The sequence below is a fragment of the Streptomyces sp. NPDC127197 genome (assembly GCF_042672405.1).
Taxonomy (GTDB): Bacteria; Actinomycetota; Actinomycetes; order Streptomycetales; family Streptomycetaceae; genus Streptomyces; species Streptomyces flavusporus.
This window is the reverse complement of the sequence record NZ_JBHXVG010000019.1, coordinates 1-23,275: the sequence shown is the minus strand read 5'-3', so window position 1 is coordinate 23,275 and position 23,275 is coordinate 1. Positions and strand designations below refer to the sequence as shown.

13 protein-coding genes are annotated in these 23,275 nt (G+C 72.3%); 4 read left to right on the top strand and 9 right to left on the bottom strand.

What is annotated here, in order from left to right:
• Positions 1-856 precede the first annotated feature (856 nt).
• Entirely contained in the window at positions 857-2,386 is a 1,530-nt protein-coding gene (locus tag ACFVJQ_RS26755) for an FAD-dependent monooxygenase (RefSeq protein WP_385787612.1), read from the top strand.
• A gap of 30 nt (positions 2,387-2,416) precedes the next feature.
• On the top strand, positions 2,417-3,100 hold the full coding sequence (locus ACFVJQ_RS26750; RefSeq protein ID WP_385514521.1) for an FMN-binding negative transcriptional regulator: 684 nt from the start codon (positions 2,417-2,419) through the stop codon (positions 3,098-3,100).
• Positions 3,101-3,166: 66 nt separating this feature from the next.
• Here ACFVJQ_RS26750 and ACFVJQ_RS26745 read toward each other — a convergent pair whose 3' ends face one another.
• Positions 3,167-3,811 carry a TetR/AcrR family transcriptional regulator gene (locus ACFVJQ_RS26745; RefSeq protein ID WP_385517632.1) on the bottom strand — a complete coding sequence of 215 codons (645 nt, stop codon included), beginning with the start codon at positions 3,809-3,811 and terminating at the stop codon, positions 3,167-3,169.
• A gap of 139 nt (positions 3,812-3,950) precedes the next feature.
• Between ACFVJQ_RS26745 and ACFVJQ_RS26740 the strand changes: the two genes are divergently transcribed.
• Together ACFVJQ_RS26740 and ACFVJQ_RS26735 are read left to right on the top strand one after the other, a co-directional pair.
• The gene (locus tag ACFVJQ_RS26740) at positions 3,951-5,447 is read left to right on the top strand and encodes an MFS transporter (protein WP_385517629.1); all 1,497 of its coding nucleotides are present in this window, start codon (positions 3,951-3,953) and stop codon (positions 5,445-5,447) included.
• Between the two features lie 229 nt (positions 5,448-5,676).
• Positions 5,677-6,912, top strand: coding sequence for a cytochrome P450 (locus ACFVJQ_RS26735; RefSeq protein ID WP_385517627.1), 1,236 nt, complete (start codon positions 5,677-5,679; stop codon positions 6,910-6,912).
• On the opposite strand, the gene ACFVJQ_RS26730 is transcribed toward ACFVJQ_RS26735, so the two are convergent.
• From ACFVJQ_RS26730 to ACFVJQ_RS26695, 8 genes are all read right to left on the bottom strand, one after another.
• Positions 6,866-9,685: an AAA family ATPase gene (locus ACFVJQ_RS26730; RefSeq protein ID WP_385517625.1), complete on the bottom strand. Its 2,820-nt coding sequence runs from the start codon at positions 9,683-9,685 to the stop codon at positions 6,866-6,868. The genes ACFVJQ_RS26735 and ACFVJQ_RS26730 overlap by 47 nt on opposite strands.
• 248 nt (positions 9,686-9,933) lie before the next feature.
• Positions 9,934-12,021, bottom strand: a complete 2,088-nt coding sequence (locus ACFVJQ_RS26725) for a HelD family protein (RefSeq protein WP_385517622.1) — start codon at positions 12,019-12,021, stop codon at positions 9,934-9,936.
• Between the two features lie 124 nt (positions 12,022-12,145).
• Positions 12,146-13,705 (bottom strand): prenyltransferase/squalene oxidase repeat-containing protein, encoded by a 1,560-nt coding sequence (locus ACFVJQ_RS26720; RefSeq protein WP_385517619.1) that lies wholly within the window; start codon positions 13,703-13,705, stop codon positions 12,146-12,148.
• Positions 13,702-14,532: a family 16 glycosylhydrolase gene (locus ACFVJQ_RS26715; RefSeq protein WP_385517616.1), complete on the bottom strand. Its 831-nt coding sequence runs from the start codon at positions 14,530-14,532 to the stop codon at positions 13,702-13,704. The genes ACFVJQ_RS26720 and ACFVJQ_RS26715 overlap by 4 nt, the downstream gene beginning before the upstream one ends.
• 7 nt (positions 14,533-14,539) lie before the next feature.
• The gene (locus tag ACFVJQ_RS26710; RefSeq protein WP_385787605.1) at positions 14,540-17,686 is read right to left on the bottom strand and encodes an amino acid adenylation domain-containing protein; all 3,147 of its coding nucleotides are present in this window, start codon (positions 17,684-17,686) and stop codon (positions 14,540-14,542) included.
• A 64-nt stretch (positions 17,687-17,750) separates the two neighbouring features.
• The gene (locus ACFVJQ_RS26705) at positions 17,751-18,584 is read right to left on the bottom strand and encodes a hypothetical protein (RefSeq protein ID WP_385517612.1); all 834 of its coding nucleotides are present in this window, start codon (positions 18,582-18,584) and stop codon (positions 17,751-17,753) included.
• Positions 18,585-18,743: 159 nt separating this feature from the next.
• Entirely contained in the window at positions 18,744-19,505 is a 762-nt protein-coding gene (locus tag ACFVJQ_RS26700) for a thioesterase II family protein (RefSeq protein ID WP_385517610.1), read from the bottom strand.
• On the bottom strand, positions 19,502-23,275 hold a 3,774-nt coding region (locus ACFVJQ_RS26695), incomplete at its 5' end, for a beta-ketoacyl synthase N-terminal-like domain-containing protein (protein WP_385787601.1). The genes ACFVJQ_RS26695 and ACFVJQ_RS26700, both read right to left, overlap by 4 nt.

Here is a 23,275-nt window from a genome sequence, read left to right as displayed (position 1 = left end):
ACAGCCCCCAGGACGACGCGATCGAGTGCCTCACGCAGATCTCTATGCGGAAAAGAAGGCCCGGGACCGTCCGCGGCGGACCTGTCCCCTGAAAACCGGTCAGCACACGGCGACGGCGTACTCCGCAGGCGAGTACGTCGAGGGCGGGAAGCGCATCAAGACAGTCATCCGCGCCCCGCAAGATCATGCTTTGCTTGGCTTGACTGCGAGCCGAGCTTCCGCTCGGTCGAGTCGACGTATGAGGAAACTCGTGACGACCAGCATCTCATGTGCTTCGTCGCGCTCGTGGGCGCCTTCTTGGCCATGGGGTGCGGATTCCGCAGTCCGCTTATTGCTCCGATGAAGGTCGTGTACCCGTTGATTTTCGCTGTCCCGGGAGGGATCAGTCGGTTCCCAGTGAGGTCGCGTGCAGAAGCAGATGCTTGGCATCTATGACGCGCGGATCAGTGGCACGCCAATGGCGATCTGCAGACAAACGCCGTTCAGCCCTCATGGCCAAGTCCGCTTGCGGCCGTTGAGGCAGCGTGAACTGTCGAGCAGCTTCCAGACGGCGGCGCGTTGGGGCGGCTGAAGGCGCGGCGCATGCCGACGTGACGCTTGCAGGAGTGCCGACGGGGGGCGAGGGACTGCCCGACGATGATCTGTTCCATCCGTCGAATAGGAACTAGAGGTCCCATCGCTGCTCGTCGTGTTCGAACCGTCGCCGACCCGACACCCCTACGAACTGCCGCGGCTGTTCGCCGTCGGGATCACCTGACCCTAGGGGATCCCTAGGGGTTAGCCGGAGGCCGGAGCCCTTCATACCGTGCAGCCTGACCTGGGCAATTGCCCACCCAACGACGAAGTGACGGGTTGTATGGAAAGCGTCAGCGTGCTGATCAGCGGGGCCGGCCCGACCGGTCTGACCCTCGGGCTCGAACTGGCCCGCCGGGGCGTACCGGTGCGGATCATCGACAAGGAGCAGAGCTTCACGACCGCCTCGCGCGGCAAGGCCGGCATTCAGCCCCGGACCCTGGAGGTGTTCTACGACCTCGGGGTCATCGACAAGGTCCTGGCGTCCGGTACGCAGCGGCTTCCGTTCCGGCGCTACCGCCGTGACCGGCTGATCAACGAGACGATCCCGTACCTCGACAACGCGCCCACCCAGGGCGAGCCGTTCCGCCGGCTGCACTTCATGCCGCAGTCGCGGGTCGAGGAGATCCTCCGGGAGCGGCTCGCCGACTACGGGGTCGCCGTGGAACTGGGCACCGAACTGGTCGGGTTCGACCAGACGGACGCGAACCGGGTGACCGCCACCCTGGCCACCGCGCAGGGCACCGAGCAGGTGTCAGCCGCGTATCTCGTCGGGTGCGACGGCGGCCGCAGCCTGGTCCGCAAGCGGCTCGGCATCTCCTTCGAGGGTTTCACCGAGCCGGAGAAGCAGCTGATCGTCGGGGACGTCGAGGTCGACGGGCTGGCTCCCGACGCCTGGTACCAGTGGCTGGACCTCGACCTCGGCGTGGTCATGCTGTGCCCGCTCAGCGGCACGCGCTCCTGGCAGATCCAGGCCACACCACCCGTCGACGCGGACGGTCGGCCCATGGAGCCGTCGGTGGAAGCCCTCCAGCAGGCCGTCGACCGGGCCACGGGGATGCCGATCCGGGTCCACGACGCGACCTGGCTGTCGACCTCGCGGATCAACGTGCGGATGGCCGACCGGCTGCGGGTGGACCGGGTGTTCCTCGCCGGGGACGCCGCGCACGTCCACCCCGTGCTCGGGGCCCTGGGCGCCAACACGGGCGTCCAAGACGCCTACAACCTCGGCTGGAAGCTCGCGCTCGTCCTCGCCGGGGCGGCACCGGAGCTGCTCGACACCTACCAGGAGGAGCGGCTCCCCGTGGCGCGCTGGACGCTGGACACCAGCGTCGCCAGCACCAGGAGCGTGTACGAGGAGATGACCGGCGGCCTCGGCGGCGCCGAGGCCGGCCTGACCCAGGAGACACTGCAGCTCGGGCTGGAGTACCGGGCCAGTTCGCTCAGCCGTGCGACGCTCACCGACACCGGCGGCGTACAGGCCGGCGACCGCGCCCCGGACTCGGTGTGTCTGGACATGGCCGGCCAGCTCGTCCGGCTGTTCGACGTGTTCCGCGGCCCGCACTTCACGCTGCTCGGCTTCGGAGCCGGCTGCGAGGCGGCGCTGCGCGAGGTGGCGGCCGCGGGCCCGGACGACCTGAGGACCTGCCTGCTCGGCGAACGGCCGGCGGCCTACGGACTCGGCGCCGACACGCTGGTCCTCGTCCGCCCGGACGGCTACATCGGGCTCACCGCGCCGGCGGGGGACAGCGCGGCGGTGCTCGGTTACCTCGGTTCGCTGCTCGGCGGCGCGGTGTCCGCCACCACCGCCTGATCAGACCCCCACACGGAAAGGAGAATGCAGATGGTCTACCGCCCCGACTACTTCCGGCCGCCGGACCTCGAGACGCAGTGGGACCTCATCGAGGAGTACCCGCTGGGCCTGATGGCGCTGTCGGTGGAGGGCCGGCCCGCCGCCGTCCACATCCCGTTCGTGCTCGACCGGCACGCCTGGCCCTACGGCAAGCTGCGCGGGCACCTCTCGCGGGGCAATCCGATCTGTGAGGCGCTCGCCGACAATGTCGAGGTGGTGGTGGCATTCCTGGGTCCCAGCGCCTACATCTCGCCCGACCACTACGCCTCCCAGCCGCACTTCCCCACCTGGGCCTATGCGGCCGTGCACGTCACGGGACGGCCGCGGCTGCTGGACGAGGTGCGCACCATGCGCCAGCTGGACGACCTGATCGAGGATCAGGAAAGCCGGCTCGCGCCGAAGCAGCCCTGGTCGCTGCCGCGCCGGGCGAGTGCACTGTTCGACGAGTACCTCCGGCTCATCCAGGGGTTCGAGATCCCGATCGGGCGCATCGACGGCGTGTACAAGCTCGGCCAGAACAAGTCCCCGGCCGACATGGCCTCCCAGGCGAGGGCCTTCCGGGAGCGCGGCACGGACAGCATGGACCGGCTGGCCGACTACATCGAGCGGCACAACAACCTGCCCCGGCAGGAGCCCGGCCACGGCCCGGCGGAGCCGGCGGACCCGGCCGGCTGATCCGGCGCACGACGACAGCACGACGACGGCGCCGCCTCTTCGGAGGCGGCGCCGTCGTCGTTGTTCTCACTTCTTGGGGGCGACCCCGGCCAGGCCGTGGCGCAGCAGGGCGTAGGCGTGGTCGGCGTCGGCCACCGCCTCGGGGTAGACCTCGTCCGCGGACCGGCCGGCGACGATGCGCTGCCAGTTCACCGACGCCAGGATGCGCTCCGTGGCGATCACCTGGCCGGCCAGCAGGGCGGCTGTGATCTCGCGGTCCGAGTCGAGCGCGTCGACCAGGGTCCGGGCCAGCGCCTCCTCGGCCTGGGCCAGGTACTGGCTGACGCGTGCCACCAGACTCGGCGTGGAGTAGACGAGGTGGTGGAAGGCCAGGACGCCTTCGTCGTCGTTGAGCCCCGTGATGGGGTCCCGGGCCGCCAGCCCGTCCAGGAAGTGCTGGTGCAGGGCGTCGATCGCGGACACCCCCGGCGGCCGCTCCGCCACGACGGTGCTGCTCACCGTCTGGTGGTCGGCAAACCGGTGGACGACCAGGTCTTCCTTGGTGGGGAAGTACTTGAACAGCGTGGGTTTGGAGACCTCGGCCACGGCCGCGATGTCGACGACCGAGACCTGGTCGAACCCGTGCTCCAGGAAGAGCGTGATCGCCGTATCGGAGATCGTCTCTCGCGTTCGCTGTTTCTTGCGCTCCCGCAAGCCCATCGGCGCATTCACCAGGTCATCCTAGCACATCCCTTACCCGGGCAATCAGGTGACCGAGTCTGTGAATTGACTTGGTTAAGAAATCTGCTCTAGTGTCCGCCAGCGGAAGACGGACGGGCTGCCGCCCGCGGTGATGGAAGGACGTCAGGACATGGCACAGGCAACAGCGGCCTCCACCGAGAGGTCGGTGCGCTACCGGTGGTGGGGGCTGGGGGTGATCGCCCTGGCCCAGCTGATGGTCATGCTGGACATGACCATCGTGAACATCGCCCTCCCCTGGGCCCAGCAGGACACCGGGATGACGGACGCGAGCCGGCAGTGGGTGGTGACCGCCTATACCCTCGCCTTCGGTGCACTGCTGCTGCTTGGCGGACGAGTCGGCGATCTCGTGGGCCGCAAACGCGCCTTCGTGGCCGGGGCCATCGGCTTCGCCGCCGCCTCGGTGGCGGGCGGCGGCGCCCCGAACGCCGAGGTGCTCGTCGCCGCCCGCGCGGCGCAGGGCGTGTTCGCCGCGCTGCTCGTCCCCTCGACCCTGGCCATGCTCGCCACCACCTTCACCGAACCGCGCGAACGCGCGAAGGCGTTCGGTGTCTTCAGCTCGGTGGCCAGCGCCGGCGGCGCCATCGGACTGCTGAGCGGCGGTGTGATCACCGAGTACCTCGACTGGCGCTGGTGCTTCTACGTCAACGTGCCGATCGGTGCGGCCGTGGTGGCCGGGGCCTGGCTGCTGCTGCCGGCCATGCCCGCCAACCGCCAGCGGGTGGACGTCCCCGGCGCGGTGCTCTCCGCCTGCGGGATGCTGGCCCTCGTCTACGCCTTCGACCAGGCGGCCACCCACAGCTGGACCTCGCCCCGCGTCCTCGGTTGTCTCGCGGCCGCTGTGGTCCTGCTCGCCGCGTTCGGCGTCACCCAGGCCAAGGGGCCGACTCCGCTGCTCCCCCTGCGGCTGGTCGCCGACCGCAACAGGGCGGGAGCCAGCCTGACCATCGCCCTGGCCATGGTCAGCCTCTTCGGTCTGTTCCTGATCCTCACCTACCAGCTGCAGGTGGTCATGGACTTCTCGCCGCTGCGCACGGGGCTGGCGATCCTGCCGGCGACCGTGGCGACGGTGATCACCTCCACCCAGATCGCCGCCCGGCTGGTGCCCCGCGTACCGCTGCGCCTGCTGGTGGTGCCGGGCCTGCTCATCGCGATGCTGGGACTGCTCAACCTCGGCCGGCTCACCCCCGGCAGCTCCTACGCCTCGACCCTGATGCCCACCCAGATCCTGCTCGGCATCGGCGTCGGACTGGTCATCTCGCCCTGCATCAGCGCCGCCACCTACCGCGTGCCCCCGCAGGAGGTGGGTGTGGTGTCGGCCTTCGTGAGCACCTCCCAACAGCTGGGCGGCTCCATCGGGACCGCCCTCCTCAACGCCATCGCCACCAGCGTGACGGCCGACCGGATCGCGGCCGGCGGCCGCGGTGAGCGGGCCGTGACCGAGGCGACCGTCCACGGCTACGCCGTCGCGAGTCTGTGGGCCGCGGGCATTACCGGGGGCGCCGCGCTCCTCGCGGGCCTGCTGATCACCATCGATCTGCGCAAGCCCGCACAGGCCCCCGCGGAGCAGGCACGGGCCGCGGAAGGCGATCTGGCGCCCAGCAGCTGACCGCACTCCCCTGACCAGCAGCCGCCGGGTGACCTCCCCCGGCCCGGTGGCTGCTCCGGCCGCCCGCCGGGACTGACCGAACAGACCCGGCGGGCGGCCCCTATCAGGCCCCTACACCCCCTCTTCTCGCCCTCTTCTCGCCGCAGATCAGCTCGGCCCGCCCGGGGCGTACATAGGCTGCAGCGCGACCCGCGAACGGCCCGGAGCCGTCATTTTCGAGGATGTGCCCATGGTTCAGGATTCAGCCCCTCTGGAACTCGACGACGCGTTCATGCAGGACCCCCACTCCGTGTACGCACGGCTCAACGCCGAAGGCTCGGCGCACCGGGTGATGATGCCTCCCGGGGTCCCCGTGTGCGGCGGACTGCCGGTCTGGCTGATCACCGGATACGAGGAGGTGCGGTCGGCGCTGGCGGATCCCCGGCTGAGCACCGACCTCAACAGGACGGACAGGCTGTTCGCGCAGAACGAGCCGGACCGCAACAAGCGCGGCGCCTTCTCCTCCGCCCTCGCCACCCACATGCTGCACTCGGACCCGCCGGACCACACCCGGCTGCGCAAGCTGGTGAACAAGGCCTTCACCAGCCGCGCCATCGAGAAGCTCCGGCCGGACATCGAGCAGATCACCGGCGAACTGCTCGCCGCCCTCCCGGACGACGAAACGGTGGACCTGCTGGACTCGTTCGCGTTCCCCCTGCCGATCCGGGTGATCTGCCTGCTGCTGGGCGTGCCGCTGGAGGAGCAGGAGAACTTCAAGTCCTGGTCCAAGGCGCTCGTCTCCGGCGATTCGCCGGCCGCGACCGCCGCCGCCTCGACCGCGATGATCGAGTACCTCGGCGACCTCATCGAGCGCAAGCGCCGCACGCCCACCGACGACGTGCTCGCCGCCCTGGTCTCGGCCCGCGACGTCGACGACCGGCTCACCGAGACCGAACTGGTCTCGATGGCCTTCCTGCTGTTCATCGGCGGCCACGAGACCACCGTCAACACCCTCGGCAACGGCACGCTGCACCTGATGCGGAACCTGGACCAGTGGGAGGCGCTGCGCCAGGACCGCTCCCTCCTGCCCGGCGCCGTGGAGGAATTCCTGCGGCTGGAGAGCCCGCTGAAGCACGCCACCTTCCGGTGTGCCACGGAAGACCTCCGGATCGGCGACACCGAGATCCCGGCCGGCGACTTCGTGCTGCTGGCACTGGCCTCCGCCAACCGGGATCCGGAGCGCTTCGGCGATCCGCACACGCTGGACGTCCGCAGGCCCACCGGCGGCCACGTCGCCTTCGGGCACGGCATCCACTACTGCCTCGGGGCGCCGCTGGCGAGGATGGAGGCGCAGGTGGCGTTCGGCGCGCTGCTCGACACGTTCCCCGCCATGCGGCTCGCGGTCGACCCCGAGGACGTGCGGTGGCGCACCAGCACGCTCATCCGCGGGCTCCACTCACTGCCGGTGCGGCTGAACCGCCCATGATGTCCAGGTCCTGCGGCAGTTCGTCACGGCGGGACAGGTTGAGCTTGCGCAGGACGCGCGTCATGTGCTGCTCGACCGTGCTGACCGTGATGAACAGCCGGCGGGCGATCTCCCGGTTGGTGTGGCCCTCCGCCGCGAGGGCGGCGACCCGCAGCTCGGCCTCGGACAGCACGTCGTGCACCTGCTCGGAGGCCTCGTGCCCGGCGGCGCAGCCCCGGCCTTCGGCCGCCCTCTCCGCATCGGGCAGCAGGTTCTGGCTGAGCGGCTCGGCATGGCACTTCTTCGCCATCCGGTAGGCACGCCGGACGATCACCCGGGCCCGGTTGGACTTCCCGAGCAGATGGTAGGCACGGCCCAGATCGCCCAGGGCGTGTGCCAGTAGCAAGTCGCAGCCGGAGTCCTGGAGTTCGTCCACGGCCTCCCGCAGCGCCCGCAGCCGCTGCCGGGGCTCCATCGTCGAGGCCAGCAGGCGCAGGGCGTTGCCGTGCACCCGGGGACGGTCCTTGTGCCGGGCCAATTCCTCCCGCAGGTACATGACGGCCTGGTCCGGCTCGCCCAGGCGCAGCCGGGCCTCGGCCACCCCGGTGCGCCACGGGATGAGCGTGGTGTCGCCCACCCCCCAGCTCTCCAGGGCCTTGCCGCAGGCCAGGAAGTCGCCGAGGGCGGCCTGAAGACGCCCGGTGGCCAGGTGGAACTGGCCTCGGGCGTACAGGTAGTGCTGGCCGAAGAGGGTCTCGAAGACCGCCTCGGGCACCGGCCGGCTGAGCCGGGCCCGCGCCTCGTCGTAGCGGCCCATCGCGGTCAGCGCGTACACCGAACTCGCCAGCGGCAGGCCGATGCTCAGACCCCAGCCCCGTGACGACATCCGGGACAGGGCCAGGTCGCTGTGCTTCTCGGCCTCCAGCAGCCGGCCCTGCCTGATGAGGTTCGCCGCCCGCAGGGAGGACAGCAGCGCGTCCCAGGTCGGGATGTTCCGCTCGCGGGCCGCTTCCAGCAGCGACGTGCACCACGCGTCGACCTGCTCCGTGCGGTCGGCGTAGAACAGAGTCATCAGCGCCAGCGGGATGGTCTCCAGGGTCGGGGTCAGACTGGACATCTCCAGCACGTGGGCGGCGCCGACCACCGCCGGCTCGGGTTCACCGCCCCGCAGGACGACGGACAGGGCGGTGGCCGCCTGCAGGCGCGGCTGCGCGGCGATTGCCGCGGGGGCGATCTCGTCGGCGATGTCGGGGGAAACATCGCCGAACATGCGCCGGTGGAACGGCGGGCACAGCACGGACAGCCACCGCTGCAGAGCCCGGACCTCGGCCACGCCCTGCTCGCCCGGGTCGTCGGCCAGCTGCCGGTCGACCAGCTGCAGCACCTCCGCGGCCTCGTCCACATAGCCGTGCCAGACCAGGTTCTTGATCAGGGACATCGCACCCGAGGTGGCTGTGAGATGCCCGGCCTCGAGAGCCTCCTTGAGTTCCGGGAGCCGGCGCATGGCCTTGGTCGGGTCGACCTGCCAGGCGGACAGTGTGCGCTGGAACAGGATGGACGCCCGCAGCGGTCCGTCCGGGCAGATGGCGTGGGCCAGGTCGAACAGCCGCATCGCCTTGGGGAACTCGTCGTGGGCGAGCGCCTCGGCCGCGGCTTCCCGGAGCAGTGGGGGCGCCCAGGATTCCGCGACACCTCCCGCCGCCACGATGTGTTCGGCCACCGTGGCCGGATGCGCGCCGTTGTCGTGCAGCAGAACGGCGGCACGCCCGTGCAGACGGGCCCGTTCCTCGGCGGAGACCTCGCTGCCCAGCACCGTGTGCATCCTCGGGTGGCGGAAGCCCGGGCCCGCCAGCAGGCCGGCCTGGGTCAGCTCCTGAAGGTGCCGGGTGGGCGGGTTGGTGCGGTTCCGGTCGAGCAGCACCGTCAGGGCGTCCGGTCCCAGCACCGCCAGGTGCCGGGCGAGATCGGCTGCGGGTGCGCTGACCCGGTGGACACAGTCGACCACCGCGGAGTCGAACACCTCCCCGGCGACCGGACGTAATGCGGCCGTGTCCGCGCCGTGCAGGGCGTTGCGCGTGTCCTCGATCAGCGCCTGCGTCAGCAGCGGGCTGCCCCCGCTCGCAGCGTGGAACTCCTCGGCGCCGGCTTCGTCGGCCGGCACGCCCAGCCGGTCGGTGAGCAGGAGCCGGACGTCGTCCTTGGTCAGCGGGCCGACCCGGAGCTGGTGGAAGCCGGGCTGCCGGGCGAACTCGGCACGCGCGGCAGAGTACGGAGGCAGGGCCTGCGGCCGGTCGGTGAACACCGCCAGGACGCGGGAGGCGACCATGCGGCGGGCGAGATGGCCGAGGCAGCCCAGCGACTCGGGGTCGGCCTCGTGAATGTCGTCGACGGCGAGGACGAGGGGGTGGTCGTCGGCCAATTCCATGACGGCGGCGCAGAATTCGTCCATCGACTTGTCGAGTTCGCCTTCCGGCGCCCGGGTGACCGCCGCAAGGCTCCGGCCGACGGCTGCGAGAGTGTCACTGGTGCGCTGTGAGGCTCCTTTGAATCGCCCTGTGCGCCACAGGAGTTGGTGGACGACCCCCCATGCGTTGGAGCGTTCCCTCGGTGAGCACGCCGCTCTCAGGATGAGGGAACCGGATTTCGCCGCGCGCTGGGTGAATTCGTGGAGGAGGGCGGTCTTGCCGACCGCCGCAGGGCCACTGACCAGGGCGATCGGACCCGCTCCGCGGTCGCGTGCGGTCAGCAGGTCATGCAATTGGGTGAGTTGTATGTCCCGTCCGACGATGGACATCCGCAGGATGCTCCCTATGGTGCCGAGGCTTCGGTATGTCTTCAGCCATCCTGCAACTTCAGGGAGTCCGCGGAACGTTCAGTGATGATCGCCACAGCGATTTGGCGCAAGTGCGACCGTCGGGAACGACAATTCAGCCAACTTCGAAATCGAGGGCAATTTTCCGACTTGGTGTTCTTCAAATGGTCGTAAAGAAGATGCGGCCCGGGGAGAGTCCCGGGCCGCACATCTCGGACACGTCCGCACCGTCAGGCGATGAGCGGCTCCGGCAGCGGCCGGGCGTGCAGGACATCGAGCCGGGACACCGCACGCGTCACCACGACGTACAGCCGGTGCAGCCCGCGCGGCTCGGACTCGACGATCGCGGCCGGCTCCACCACGACGACATGGTCGTACTCGAGGCCCTTGACGACCGTCGCGGGCAGCACGGTCACCCGGGCGGCCGTGCCGACCTCCTCGGCGGTCGCCGTCTCGATGCCCGCCTTGCGCAGGGCCGCCGAGGTGGCGGCCACCGCGTCGTCGGCGGCGATGACGGCGACCGAGCCTTCGCGGTCGAGGGCCGCGCGGACGGCGGACACGGTGGCGGCCGCCAGATCGTCGACCGCGCTGACCGTCAACTCGCCGTCGTGACGCAGCGAGCGGGCCGGCGGCACATCCACGCCGAGGGCGCCCACCAGCCGGTTGGCCAGCTCCATGACCGCGGCGGGGACACGGAAACCGGTGGTCAGCGGGACGACCGTGGCCTGCGCCTTGCCCAGGTGCGTCAGCTGCTCCTGCCAGGTCCGCGCCGACCAGGGCGCCGTGGCCTGGGCCAGGTCACCCAGCACCGTGATGGATCCGAACGCGCTGCGCCGGGCGATCGCCCGGCACTGCATCGGCGACAGGTCCTGGGCCTCATCCACGACCACATGGCCGAAGCCCTCGGGGCGTTCGATGAGCCCCGCGACCTCGTCCAGGAGCAGCATGTCCTCGACCGACCAGGTGGCGCTCTTCTCCGACCGGGGAGGCTTGGCCCACAGCAGGGCCCGCTGTTCGGCGGCGTCGAACACACCGTCCGCCGCGGCCTCCAGCACCGCCGGATCACTCAGCAGCGCGGCCACGACCTCCTCCGGTCGCGCCACCGGCCACGCCGCCTCCAGGAGCGCGGCGACCGGCTTCGAACGGCCGATCTTCCGGGCCCAGGTGACGCTCTTCGGCCCGGCCCGCCGCTCGGCCTGCTGCTGGATCAGCGTCACCACGCGAGAGCGCACATGCTCACGGCCGACCGCGTACGGCACCCCCATGCCCCGCACCTCGTCGATGACCCGGGCCAGCTCCGACGAGTCGACCCGCCAGCGGTACGAGCCGTCGGTGACCGCGATGGACTCCTCCGGGTGCCTGACCCGGGCGTACAGGGCCCGCTCCAGGACGGTGGTCATGCGGGCGCTGTGCTTCAGGGCGCTGACGTCCTCCCCGTCCACCCGCCGGACCGGGTGGCGGGCGACCACGTCCTCCACCGTGAGCTGGGCGATGTCGATCTCGCCGAGCGACGGCAGCACCTCCGAGATGTAGCGCAGGAAGGTGCGGTTCGGGCCGATGATCAGCAGACCGCTGCGCTGCAGCCGCTCGGGGAACGTGTACAGGAGATAGGCGGCGCGGTGCAGGCCGACGGCGGTCTTGCCGCTGCCCGGCGCGCCCTGCACGCAGACCGACTCGTTCAGCTCGCTGCGGACCAGGTTGTCCTGTTCCGGCTGGATGGTGGCGACGATGTCGCGCATCGGGCCGAGGCGAGGCCGCTCGATCTCGGCGGCGACGATCGCACTCGCCGCGTCGTCGTCGCCCCGGGCGTGGTCGAGGTGCTCGTCCTCCAGCCCGGTGAGGTCCTCCGGAGCGCCGTGGCTCCACGGCGCCCACCCGAAGCGCCGCCGCACCGCGACTCCGCGCGGCTCCAGGGCGCTCGCCTGGTAGTAGGTGCGCGAGACCGGCGCACGCCAGTCGATCACCAGGGGCGGCGCGGCCGGGTGTTCCGAGACCCGCCTGCGGCCGATGTAGTACCGCTGCCGCCGGTGGTCCCCCGCCTCGTCGGAGTCCTCGAAGTCGAGCCGGCCGAAGAACAGCGGGCTGTCGGGTTCCTCCGCCATCTGCCGTGCGCGGGTGCGCAGGTAGCGGCCGAGCGCCTCGGCGCTCGCGCCGTCGCCCGACACGTCCTCGCCCGCGACGACCTGGTACTGGGCATCGTCCACCTGGCGGGTCATCGCCTCGCGGCACATCGCGACGTACGCACGCTCCAGGGCCAGCTCGTCGTCGAGTCCGACGGCCTCCTGGGTGCCGTACGTGTCCTGGACGTGTGACGTCATCGATCGAGACCTTTCCGAAGTGACGGCCTTGCGCGCCGTCCGGCGGGGCCGGACGGCGATTTCCGGGTCACAGCATAACTGAACCGGGTTAATAGACTGGCTGAGTTGTGTTATTGGGGGCCGGTCACCGCCGGGCCGCGAGCAGCGCGCCCAGCACCGCCGCACGCACCAGATGGGCGGGCGCGTACAGCTCCTTGCCGATCCACAGCGGGGGGTGGCGATCCACGTCCAGACCGTGCTCCAGCAGGAAGGAGCAGCCCCGGCGCACGGCTTCCGCCGCCTCCCCGGACCGTGCGCCGCCGTCGCCGGTCAGCTCCAGCAGGGTGCGCACCGCGTAGGCGGTCTCCTCCGCCGTGCCCTCCCAGCGGCCCCACGAGCCGTTCTCGCGCTGCCGCTCCAGCAGCCAGTCGACGGACCCGCGCAGCGCTCCGGCCGAATCCGGCCGCGCGTACCGGTGCAGGGCCAGGGCGCAGCGCATCGTCGCGAAGAAGGGCGAGGCGTGCCACTTGTCGGACCAGCTGCCGTCCGGCTGCTGACGGTCCCGCAGCCACGACGCGATCCGGGCGACGGCGTCCCGGTAGCGGTCGCCGCCCGCGCCGTCCCCACCGCCGGGACCGTCCGACAGGTCGGACAGGTGGCAGCCCAGTGCCTCCAGGATGTGCGCGTTGGTGGTCGTGGAGGGCTCGTGCTCCGGGATCGTGGACATGAAGTGGCTGCCCGCGTCGTACTGCCACAGATACGCGGGCTCCTGCGGTGCCCCGAGGCGAGCCAGGGCCGTGAGGACGATCGCGCTGGTCTCCGCCTCGTACGCGAAACCCGGCGCGGTCGGAGCCCCCGACCGCCCGACGTCGCCGGGCGGTTCCTTCAGCAGCGGAGCGAGCACCTCCCGCGGCACCCCCGCGGTCGCCAGGTTCCCGGCGATCCACGCCCGCTCGTAGAACACGATCGAGGTCATGGCGGGAACGGGGCCGGCGCCCCGCTCCTGGGCCTGCCGCAGGAAGCGCACCGAGGGATGCGTGGGATCGGCCGGCTCCCGCGGACCGAGCCAGGCCGCCGTGGCGGCCGCGGAACAGCCGACGACCCCGTCGACCGGCTCCATCTCCTTGGCGCCGACGGCTGCCGGGCCCACGATCTCCAGATAGTGACCGGCGAGCGGATTGCGCCAGGCACCGCCGCGCAGGGCACGCAACGCCTCGTCGGTCAACCCGTGCGGCAGCGGCAGCGGCTGCGCAGTCCCGTCCCCGAGGACGGCCAGACGGGCGTTGGCGCCCTCCACCAGAGCCGGGATCAGCATGAAGAACACGACCGTCGACGGCACGGGCTCCTCTACGGTCCGGGCCACCAGCCCGGCCGCCGCCGCGAGCCCCCGCCGCGCGGCCTCGGTGAGCGCGGCGCGCGGCAGCGGCGACGTACCCTCCCGGCCCAGCACGGCGAGCAGCGCCTCCGTCGCGCTCAGCGTCGGCACGAGGGCGTATCCGCCGGGGCCGCCCCAGCTTCCGTCGGGCCGCTGCTCGTCGAGGAGATGACGGATCCGGGCGGCGTCCCCGTCCAGCCAGGGGGCCAGCGACACCAGCCGGGCCGTCTCGTACACCGAAGGACCCAGTGCGCCGGTCGGATCGTCCAGCACCCGGTCGACCAGATCGGCGACGAGCGCGTCGAGATCCGCCTCCGGGACCGCGCTCACGCGGGGATCTCCTCGGAGACGGTGATGCTGTCGACGAGCAGCGACGAGGGCAGCGTCGCGGGGTCGGGATCGCCCGGCAGGACCGGGCCGCCGGGGCTGCCGATGATGATCGCCAGACAGAAGTAGACGGGCTGGTCGAACAGCCAGCCCTTCGGGGTGGTGTCCTGCGGGGTCAGCCGCAGGTACTCGCGCCCGTCCAGGTACCAGGTGATCGAGTCGGGGCCGCGCCGCCAGACCGCCGAGTAGGTGTGGAAGCCCGCGCTGAGCGGACTGCCGTCCTCGGTGGTGGTGCGGGCGCCCATGCCCAGGGACGGGATCTGGTGGCACTCGGGGGAGTGGACGGCACCCCACACCGCGTCGGGCTCGGAGCCGAGCGCCTCCAGGATGTCGATCTCCCCGGCCCGGTACCACGCCTGCACCGGATCCTCGTCCCCCCGGTGCCGCAGCTGCGTGCCCCAGGCCCACATCGCGCAGTCCAGGCCGGGGCCCGCGGCGGTCCTGACCCGGGCGTCCACGCGCAGCGCGCCGCCGGGACGCGGCACGAAGTCCTCACGCCGGGTCTCCAGCCACGCGGCCCGGTACTCCCCGTCCTCATGGGTGGCGGTGATCCTCAGGTGCCCGGCGCCGTCGAGGCCGACATTGGCGGGGTCGTCCCTGTGGAACTCGATGCCGGCTCCGAACGGCTGCCCGGTGACGACCTGCCAGAGGGCGGGGTCGGGCGGGGACCCGGCCGGGCCCTCGAACGTGTCCTGCCACAGAACCTGCCACGACGGCGGCACGGTCGCTGCGGACGGGGCGGTGGCGTGCTTCTGGTTCACGGTCTCCATGTCTTCCTCAGGCTCCCGGGGCCGACGGTGCGGCGGCGTCCGGATCGAGATGCTCGGCCATGGCGAGCGGTGTGGGATGGGCGAACAGGTCGGTCAGTCGTACCGGCACGCCCAGCGTCTTCTCGATGCGCTGCACGAGCTGCGCTCCGAGCAGCGAATGCCCGCCGCTGTCGAAGAAGTTGGCGTGCGGGCCGAGGTCGGTCCGGCCGAGCGTGGTCTGCCACAGGGCGAGCAGGCGCCCGGCCGTACCCGTCTGCGCATCCGGCACGGCCTCGGCTGCCCCGGCGGCCGCGCTGCGCTCCGACCGGCGCTGCTCGGCGAGGCGGGTCAGCGCGAGATGGTCCCGCTTCTCGTTGGCGGTGGTCGGCAGTGACGGCAGCACCACGATCTCCTGGGGTACGGCGGCGGAGGGCAGCAGGGACCGGGCATGGGCCGTCAGCCGGGCGGTGTCCACCCCGTCCGCGCTCTCCACGAACGCGACCAGGGCGGCGTCCGGGCCGCCGCGGCCCACCACGACGACGGCGACGTCCCGCACACCCGGATGGTCGAGCAGTACCGCCTCCACCTCGCCCAGTTCGATCCGGTGGCCGCGCAGCTTGATCTGGCGGTCGGTCCGGCCCAGCAGCTCGACACTGCCGTCGGGCCGCAGCCGGGCCAGGTCGCCGGTGCGGTAGTGGCGCCCGTACACCGGATGGTCGCCGAAGCGCTGCGCCGTCAGCTCCGGGCGGTTGTGGTAGCCCAGGGCGACACCCGCCCCGGCGATGCACAGCTCGCCCTGCACACCGACCGGCAGCTCCCGGCCGTCCGGGTCGACGACGAACACCTGGGTGTTGGCGATCGGGCGACCCACGTCCACCCGGACCACCTCGCCGGGCACGGGGCCCGAGGTGGACCAGATGGTCGTCTCGGAGGGCCCGTACACATTGAGCAGCGAGCCGCCCGAGGCGGCCAGGGTGCGCGCCAGCGCCGGAGGCAGCGGCTCCCCGCCGCAGACCAGGCGCCGGCCCGCGAGCTGCCCGTCCGCCGCGTCGGCGACGACGCGCCAGGTCGTGGGGGTGGCCTGCAGGATGCCGACGTCGTGCGCGACCACCTCGCCGAGCAGGGCACGGCCGTCCGTGCGGGCCTCGTCGGAGGCCACGACCAGCCGCCCGCCGCAGACCAGCGGCAGGAACAGCTCCAGGGCGGAGATGTCGAAGGCGAAGGTGGTCAGCCACAGCACGGAGTCCTCCGCGGTGACCTTCAGCTCCTCGGCGAAGTGCTGGACCACGTTGGCGAGGCTGCCGTGGCTGACCAGGGTGCCCTTCGGTTTCCCCGTCGAACCGGAGGTGTAGATCAGATAGGCGCAGGACTCCGGATCGGGACCCGAGTCCGCCGGACCACCCCGCACACCGGTGTCCGGGAGCGGGCCGGAACCGTCCTGCACGATCGGCTCCAGCGGGAGCACGCGCGCCCGGACATCCTCGGGCAGGTCCACTCCCGGCGCCCTGAGCACCGCCTGCGCCCCGGAGTCGTCCAGGACGTACGCCAGGCGCTGGACGGGGTGCTCCGGATCGACGGGCAGATACACCGCGCCGGCCAGCCACACCCCCAGGGCCGCGGCCGCGAGTTCGGGACCCCGGGGCGCCGCGAGCGCGACGATGTCACCGGCCCCGACGCCGGCGTCCGCCAGGACGGCCCGGGTGTGTTCGGCGGCCCGCCACAACGCGGAGTACGTCGTGCTGCGGCCGCCGCCCACGACGGCCACCGCGGACGGCGCCAGCGCCACCCGCTCCCGCACCGCCGCGAGGATGCTGGGCGGATCCACCGGGCGCGCGGTGTCGTTGCAGGCGGCCAGGACCGCGAGGTCGGAGGGTCCTGCCAGCGGGAGTTCGCCCATCGGCCGGTCCGGCCGGTCCGCGGCCGCGAGCAGCAGCGACTCGAAGCGTTCGAGCAGGGCCCGGACGTCCGCCCGGTCCAGGACCTGCGTGTAGTACGCGGCCCGGATGCTCACCTTTTCCGCGGAGGACAGGAAGAAGAACTCGAGGTCGAACTTGCTGAAGCCGTTCTCCACCGGGAGCCGGCGGGCCGTGGTGTCCCCGAGGGGGAAGCTCGTACGGCCGTCGTCCGGAACGTAGTTGAACAGATGCCGGAAGACGGTGTTGCGCCAGGAGGCGCCACCGTCCTTGCGCAGTTCCGGCAACAGGACGTCGACCGGCACATCGGCGTGGGCGACCGCCCCGAGGAACGCGTCGCGGGCGGTCCGCACCAGGTCCCGGAAGCCGCCGCCGAGGTCGACGGGTATGCGCAGCGGCAGGGTGTTGACGTGATAGCCCACGGCCCTGGACGCCTCCCGCGCCCGGACGTTGAGCGGGGTGCCCACCACGAGGTCGGGACCCGCGCCGTGCCGGGCCAGCAGCAGGCCGTACGCGGCCAGCAGCACCACGGCCTCGGGCGCGCGCAGCTCCTTCTGCAGACGGCGCAGCACCTCGGTCGCCTGCGGGGACAGGTCGGCCGTGATCTGGTCACCGGTGAGGGTCGGCTCGGGAAGGTCCTCGCTGCCGCACCACAGGGCGAGGCCGGCGGCGTCGGCTCCGGCCAGCTGCCCGCGCCAGTAGTCCACGGCGGCGGGCCGGGGAGCGGGCTCCCGGTACGGGGGCTGTGCGGCCAGCAGGTCGGCGGGCGGCGCGGCACCGGCCGCGAGCGCCGTGTAGCCGACGGTGAACTCGTCCAGCAGGACCGCACCGGAGACCGTGTCGAAGACGAGGTGGTGGACGGCGAGACAGAACGCGTCGCCGTCCGCGCACCTCACCTGTGCCGCCCGCACCAGCGGCCGCCCGTCGATGTCGAAGGGACGCGCGATGAACTCGCCGACGACAGCGGTGACCGCGCCCGGCTCCGCTTCCAGCTGCTCGACCTCGATCCGCAGGGCATCGGGGTCGAGCACCTTCTTGGTGAGGCCCGCCTCCTCGTGCCGGAATACCGTGCGCAGGGCCTCGTGCCGGCGCAGCAGCAGGTCGACCGTGCCCTGGACCGCCGGGCTTAGCAGAGCCCCGTCGGCCTGGAGGGCGACGGAGAGGTTGTTGACCCCCTTGACGGGCACCAGCTCGTCCAGGAGCCAGAGGGCGTGCTCCTTGCTGTCGGCCGGGAGGGACCGGACTTCCGTTGCTTCTGGCATTCCAACCGTTCCGTAGATTCGCGGGAATTCGCCGTGGGGCGTGGGTACAGGGGCGCGTGACGTGTCAGCCGCGCGTGTCCGTCCCGAGCAGTTCGGCCACCGTGCGGGTGACACCGGGGTCGCGCAGCAGATCGACGTGCGGGACGTCGACGCGGATCTCCCGGCCCACGGTGATGTCCTGGCCGGCCCCGCGGGAGCCGTTCAGGCCACTCGTGGGCGACGAGGACGTGACGACGACGGCCTCCCGCCACGCCGGCAGGGGGTCGATCTCCGCGGCCGCGATGAGATAGCCGACGAACGACGCGAAGACCGCGGTGATCTCCTCCTGGCGCTTGTCGTCCAGCTCCAGCCGGTCGAAGGCGGGCTTGGCGGTGCGCCGGTACACAGCGAGGAGTTCGGCACCCAGCGAGGCCATCGTGGTGTGCTGCTCGTGGGCCCGCCGCGCCTCGGCCGCCGCCTGCGCGGTTTCCTCTGCGCTGAGCAGGGCGGACATGGAGTCGATGACCTTGTGGAACTGCGAGTAGAGGGTCAGCGGGGCGGACTGCTCGGGGTCGAACAGCACGAGCGCGGGGGCCTGGCCCTGCCGGGCCGCGAGGCGCTGCGCGATCGCCCCCGCGTAGACGGCGCCGACACAGAAGCCGAGCACCGCGCGGACCGGGCGGCCGTCGGCCGCCACCTCCTCCAGCCACCGCTCGACGGGACCGGCACCGCCGGCACCGCCACCGGTCCCCGCCTCCTGGGGAACGGTCTCCCAGATCGAGAAGGGCAGGCCGGCCAGACCCGTCGCCAGATCGGTGAAACGGCCCTCGGCCCGGCCGGTGGCGTCGAAGTCCACGGCGAGCACGAGCTCGTGCGCCTCCGCGTTGCCGAGAACCCGCCACGTCTGCGGATCTGTCATGGTTCGGGCTCCCCCAAGTCCAGTGGAAAACAGTGCGTTTGGTGCTGTGGAAAACGGTGAATTCGCGGTCACGCTATGTGCGCCTCCTGACCCGGATAACCCCTAGCCGACCCCTTGCGACCCCAGGCCCACGGTCCGCCGCGGGCTGCGCGCACACGCTCACCGGAACCGGTCCAGCTGCCCGGACAGCACCCGGGCGACCGCCTCGGTCTGTTCCGAGACGTAGAAGTGGCCGCCGCTGAAGACCCGCAGGTCGAAGGGGCCGGTGGTGTGCTCCTGCCAGGCCCTGGCCTCCTCCACGGTGGTTTTCGGGTCGGTGTCGCCGGTCAGCGCGACGACGGGACAGCCGACGGACGCGCCCGGCGCGCTGCGGTACCGCTCGATCGCCGTGTAGTCGGCCCGCAGGGACGGCAGGAACATCCGGACGATGTCCTCGTCGTCCAACGCCTCCTGTGCGGTGCCGTCCAGGGCGCGGATCTCCCGCAGCAGAGCGTCGTCGCCCTTGCGGTGCAGGTCCTCGCTGCGGTGCCGGGACGGCGCCCGGCGCCCCGACACGAACAGGGACACGGGCGCCACGCCCGCCCGTTGCTCCAGCCGTGAGGCCACCTCGAAGGCGACGGACGCTCCCATGCTGTGCCCGAACAGGGCGAGCGGGCGGTCGGTGCCGACGGCCTCGACGACCGCCTCGAAGGCGGCGTCGGCCAGCTCGTGCAGGTCCTCGAAGGCAGGCTCACGATGGCGGTCCTGACGGCCCGGATACTGCACGGCCACCACGTCCAGCTGCCCGGACAGCGCCCGGGACAGTGCGTGGTAGGACGTGGCCGAGCCGCCGGCGTGCGGGAAGCACACCAGGGTGACACCGTCGGCGGGCGCCGGCTGATAGCGGCGGATCCAGGGACTGTCGATACGTGTGGGGGTCATGACGCGGTCCTCTTCATCTCCTCGTCCAGGTGCGCGGCGAGCTCCGCCGGCGTGGGGTGGTCGTAGATCAACGTGGGCGGCAGGTCGATGCCCGTGACCTTGGTGAGCCGTCCGCTCAGCTCCACCGCGGTCAGCGAGGCGAATCCGGCGTCGAGGAAGTCCTGCTCGGCCGGGAGCGCGTGCGGATCGGCGTGCCCGAGCACCGCGGACGCGGCCGACAGCACCGCGTCCAGCAGCAGCGCCGGCCGCTCCTGCTCGGATGCCTCGGCCAGTGCCCGCGCCAGGTCCCCGTCGTCCTCGGGCAGCCGGGCATCCTCCGGCGCGTCCGGTGCGGCGGCCCCGGCCGCCTCGCGGCCGTGGTCCCACGCCGACAGCAGCGACAGCACGGCGTCGAGGGAGTCGGCCTCACGGGCGGAGTCGACGTCGAGCAGCGCGGCCAGAGCACCGAGATCCCGGGTGTCGACAGCCCGCCAGAAGCGCCGCTCCAGGTCACTGCCACCGGCCGATGACGGCGCCTGCGGCCCGGCCGGCGAGGCAGCCGGCCCGGACGGCAGCCAGTACGCGGTGCGCTGGAAGGCGTACGTCGGCAGCTCGACCGTACGGGCGCCGGTGGGGGCGAACACCGCCGCCCAGTCCGGGGACACCCCATGGACGTGCAGTTCGGCGACGGCCGTGCCCAGCGCCCGGGCGTCGGCACGGTCCCGCCGCTGGACGGGCACCACCAGCGCCTGACTGCCGAGGCATTCCCGGGCCATCGCGGCCAGCACCGCGTCCGGGCCGACCTCGACGTACGCGGTCACGCCCTCCTTCTCCAGATGCGTCAGCTGATCGGCGAAACGCACCGCCTCCCGTGCGTGCCGCACCCAGTAGCCGGGGTCCTCCAGCAGCCCGTCCGGTGCCGTCTCCCCGGTGACGTCGGAGATGACGGGGATGCGCGGCGCCCGGTACGACACCTCGCGGGCGACCGCCGCGAACTCGTCGAGCACCGGATCCAGCAGCGGCGAGTGGAAGGCGTGACTGACCCGCAGCCGCCGGGTCCTGCGGCCCAGACCCGCGAAGTGCGCGGCGATCTCCTCGACAGCGCCTTCGCGGCCCGACACGACCACGGCCGAAGGCCCGTTGACCGCGGCCACCCCCAGCTCGTGCGTCCGCCCGGCCAGCAGCGGCACCACCTCGTCCTCCGCCGCCTGCAGCGAGGCCATGGCCCCGTCGGCGGGCAGCGACTGCATCAGCCGGCCGCGGGCCGCCACGAGCCGGGCCGCGTCGGGCAGGTCGAAGACCCCGGCGACATGGGCCGCGGCCAGTTCACCGATCGAGTGCCCCGCCAGCAGCTCCGGTCGCAGCCCCCACGCCTCCAGCAGCCGGAACAGCGCCACCTCGACGGCGAACAGCGCGGGCTGGGCGTACTCGGTGCGGTCCAGCAGCTCCGCGTCCGGGGTGCCGGACTTAGCGAACACCACATCGGCCAGAGGCCGTTCCAGCAGCGGACCGAACTGCGCGCAGACGTCGTCGAAGGCCGCGGCGAACACCTCGGACGAGGCGTACAGCTCCCGGCACATCCCGGGCCGCTGGGTGCCCTGCCCGGAGAACAGGAAGGCGACCTTGTGTCCGCCCGTGGCGGCACCCCGCACCACGGAGGGCGAGTCCTCGCCGCGGGCCAGCGCGTCGAGGGCCGCGAGCCGGTCCGCCGGGTCGTCGGCGAGGACGGCACCCCGGTGCCCGAACGCGGACCGGGTCGTGGCCAGCGAGAGCCCGACCTGCGCGGCAGTCAGCTCCGGCCGCTCCCGTACGAAGTCCCGCAGCAGCGCGGCCTGGGCGCGCAGGGCCGCCGGACTCTTGCCGGACAGCACCCACGGCAGGACGACGCCGCCCGGCTCGTCCTCCGTGGCCCGGCCGTCGTCCGGCGCCGCGTCGGGCGCGGCCTGCTCCAGGACGACATGGGCGTTGGTCCCGCTGATGCCGAAGGAGGAGACGGCTGCCCGCCGGGCACGGCCCGTCTCCGGCCACTCGGTGGTCTCCGAAAGCAGCGACACGGCGCCGGAGCCCCAGTCGACGTGGGTGGAGGGTGTGTCGACGTGGAGCGTCCTGGGGAGCAGGCCGTGGCGCATGGCCATGACCATCTTGATGACGCCGCCGACGCCGGCGGCGGCCTGGGTGTGGCCGATGTTGGACTTCAGCGAGCCGAGCCAGAGGGGCTGGTCGGGGGTGTGGTCCTGTCCGTAGGTGGCCAGGAGGGCCTGCGCCTCGATGGGGTCGCCGAGGGTCGTGCCGGTGCCATGGGCCTCCACCACGTCGACGTCCGCGCCCGTCAGCCCGGCACTGGTGAGGGCCTGGCGGATCACCCGCTGCTGCGCGGGCCCGTTCGGGGCGGTGAGGCCGTTGCTCGCGCCGTCCTGGTTCACCGCGCTGCCGCGGACCACCGCCAGCACCGGGTGGCCGTTGCGTCGGGCGTCCGACAGCCGCTCCAGCAGCACGACGCCCGCGCCCTCGCCCCAGCCCGTGCCGTCCGCGGTGTCCGCGAACGCCTTGCACCGGCCGTCGCGGGCCAGACCCCGCTGCCGGCTGAACCCGATGAAAGTGCCGGGCGTGGTCATGACGGTCACGCCACCGGCGAGCGCCAGGGAGCACTCGCCGTTGCGCAGCGACTGAGCGGCCAGGTGCAGGGCGACCAGCGAGGAGGAACAGGCGGTGTCGACCGTGATGGCCGGGCCTTCCAGACCCAGGTGGTATGCCACCCGGCCGGAGGCGATGCTGCCGGAACTGCCGTTGCCGAGGAAGGCCTCCAGGCCCTCCGGTACCTCGGCGATCTGCGTGCCGTAGTCGTGGTACATGACGCCGGCGAAGACGCCCGTACGGCTGCCGCGCAGGGTCCGCGGGTCGATGCCGGCCCGTTCCACGGCCTCCCAGGAGGTCTCCAGCAGCAGCCGCTGCTGCGGGTCCATGGCGAGCGCCTCACGCGGCGAGATCCCGAAGAACGCCGGGTCGAACTCGGCCGCGTCGTACAGGAATCCTCCTTCCACCGCGTACGTCGTGCCGGGGTGGTCCGGATCCGGGTGGTACAGCGCCTCCGTGTCCCAGCCGCGGTCGGCCGGGAACCCGGAGATCGCGTCACCGCCGGAGTGCACGAGCCGCCACAGGTCCTCCGGAGTGCGCACCCTGCCCGGATAGCGGCAGGCCATGGCCACGACGGCCACCGCGTCCTCGTCCTCGGCGGAGCCCGGGGCGGTCCGCCGAGCCGGGCCGGCCGTGGCGTCGGGCTCGTCACCGAGGGCCTCGGTGACGATGTACCGGGCCAGTTCGACCGGGCTCGGCTGGTCGAAGACGAGCGTGGCGGGCAGCCGCAGCCCGGTGGCCGTGGCCAGCCGGTTGCGCAGCTCGATGCCCGTCAGCGAGTCGAAGCCCAGGTCCTTGAAGCTGAGTTCGGCCTCGACACCCTCGGCGCCCGCGTACCCCAGGATCCCGGCGGTGTGCTCCCGCACCAGGCCGAGCACCACCTCCATGCGCTCGGCCTGCTCCAGCGCACCCAGCCGGGCGGCCAGGGACCGGCCCTGCGGGTCTGCTCCCTCCCGCGCGGCGGCGCGGCGCACCGGGCGGCGGACCAGCCCGCGCAGCAACGCCGGTACGGGCTCCGCGTCGAGGGAACGCGCCTGGGCCGCGACGTCCAGGCGGATGGGAAGCAGGTGCGGCTCGCCCGCCGCGCAGGCCGCATCCAGCAGCCGCAGTCCGTCCTCGCTGGTCATGGCACCGACTCCGTGGCGGGTCATGCGGTG

What these genes read in the sequence shown, in the direction of transcription:
- ACFVJQ_RS26755 (WP_385787612.1), top strand. Translation starts at nt 857, where the DNA reads ATGGAAAGCGTCAGCGTGCTGATCAGCGGGGCCGGCCCGACCGGTCTG.
- ACFVJQ_RS26750 (WP_385514521.1), top strand. Translation starts at nt 2,417, where the DNA reads ATGGTCTACCGCCCCGACTACTTCCGGCCGCCGGACCTCGAGACGCAG.
- ACFVJQ_RS26740 (WP_385517629.1), top strand. Translation starts at nt 3,951, where the DNA reads ATGGCACAGGCAACAGCGGCCTCCACCGAGAGGTCGGTGCGCTACCGG.
- ACFVJQ_RS26735 (WP_385517627.1), top strand. Translation starts at nt 5,677, where the DNA reads ATGGTTCAGGATTCAGCCCCTCTGGAACTCGACGACGCGTTCATGCAG.
- ACFVJQ_RS26730 (WP_385517625.1), bottom strand. Translation starts at nt 9,685, where the DNA reads ATGTCCATCGTCGGACGGGACATACAACTCACCCAATTGCATGACCTG.
- ACFVJQ_RS26725 (WP_385517622.1), bottom strand. Translation starts at nt 12,021, where the DNA reads ATGACGTCACACGTCCAGGACACGTACGGCACCCAGGAGGCCGTCGGA.
- ACFVJQ_RS26715 (WP_385517616.1), bottom strand. Translation starts at nt 14,532, where the DNA reads ATGGAGACCGTGAACCAGAAGCACGCCACCGCCCCGTCCGCAGCGACC.
- ACFVJQ_RS26710 (WP_385787605.1), bottom strand. Translation starts at nt 17,686, where the DNA reads ATGCCAGAAGCAACGGAAGTCCGGTCCCTCCCGGCCGACAGCAAGGAG.
- ACFVJQ_RS26705 (WP_385517612.1), bottom strand. Translation starts at nt 18,584, where the DNA reads ATGACAGATCCGCAGACGTGGCGGGTTCTCGGCAACGCGGAGGCGCAC.
- ACFVJQ_RS26700 (WP_385517610.1), bottom strand. Translation starts at nt 19,505, where the DNA reads ATGACCCCCACACGTATCGACAGTCCCTGGATCCGCCGCTATCAGCCG.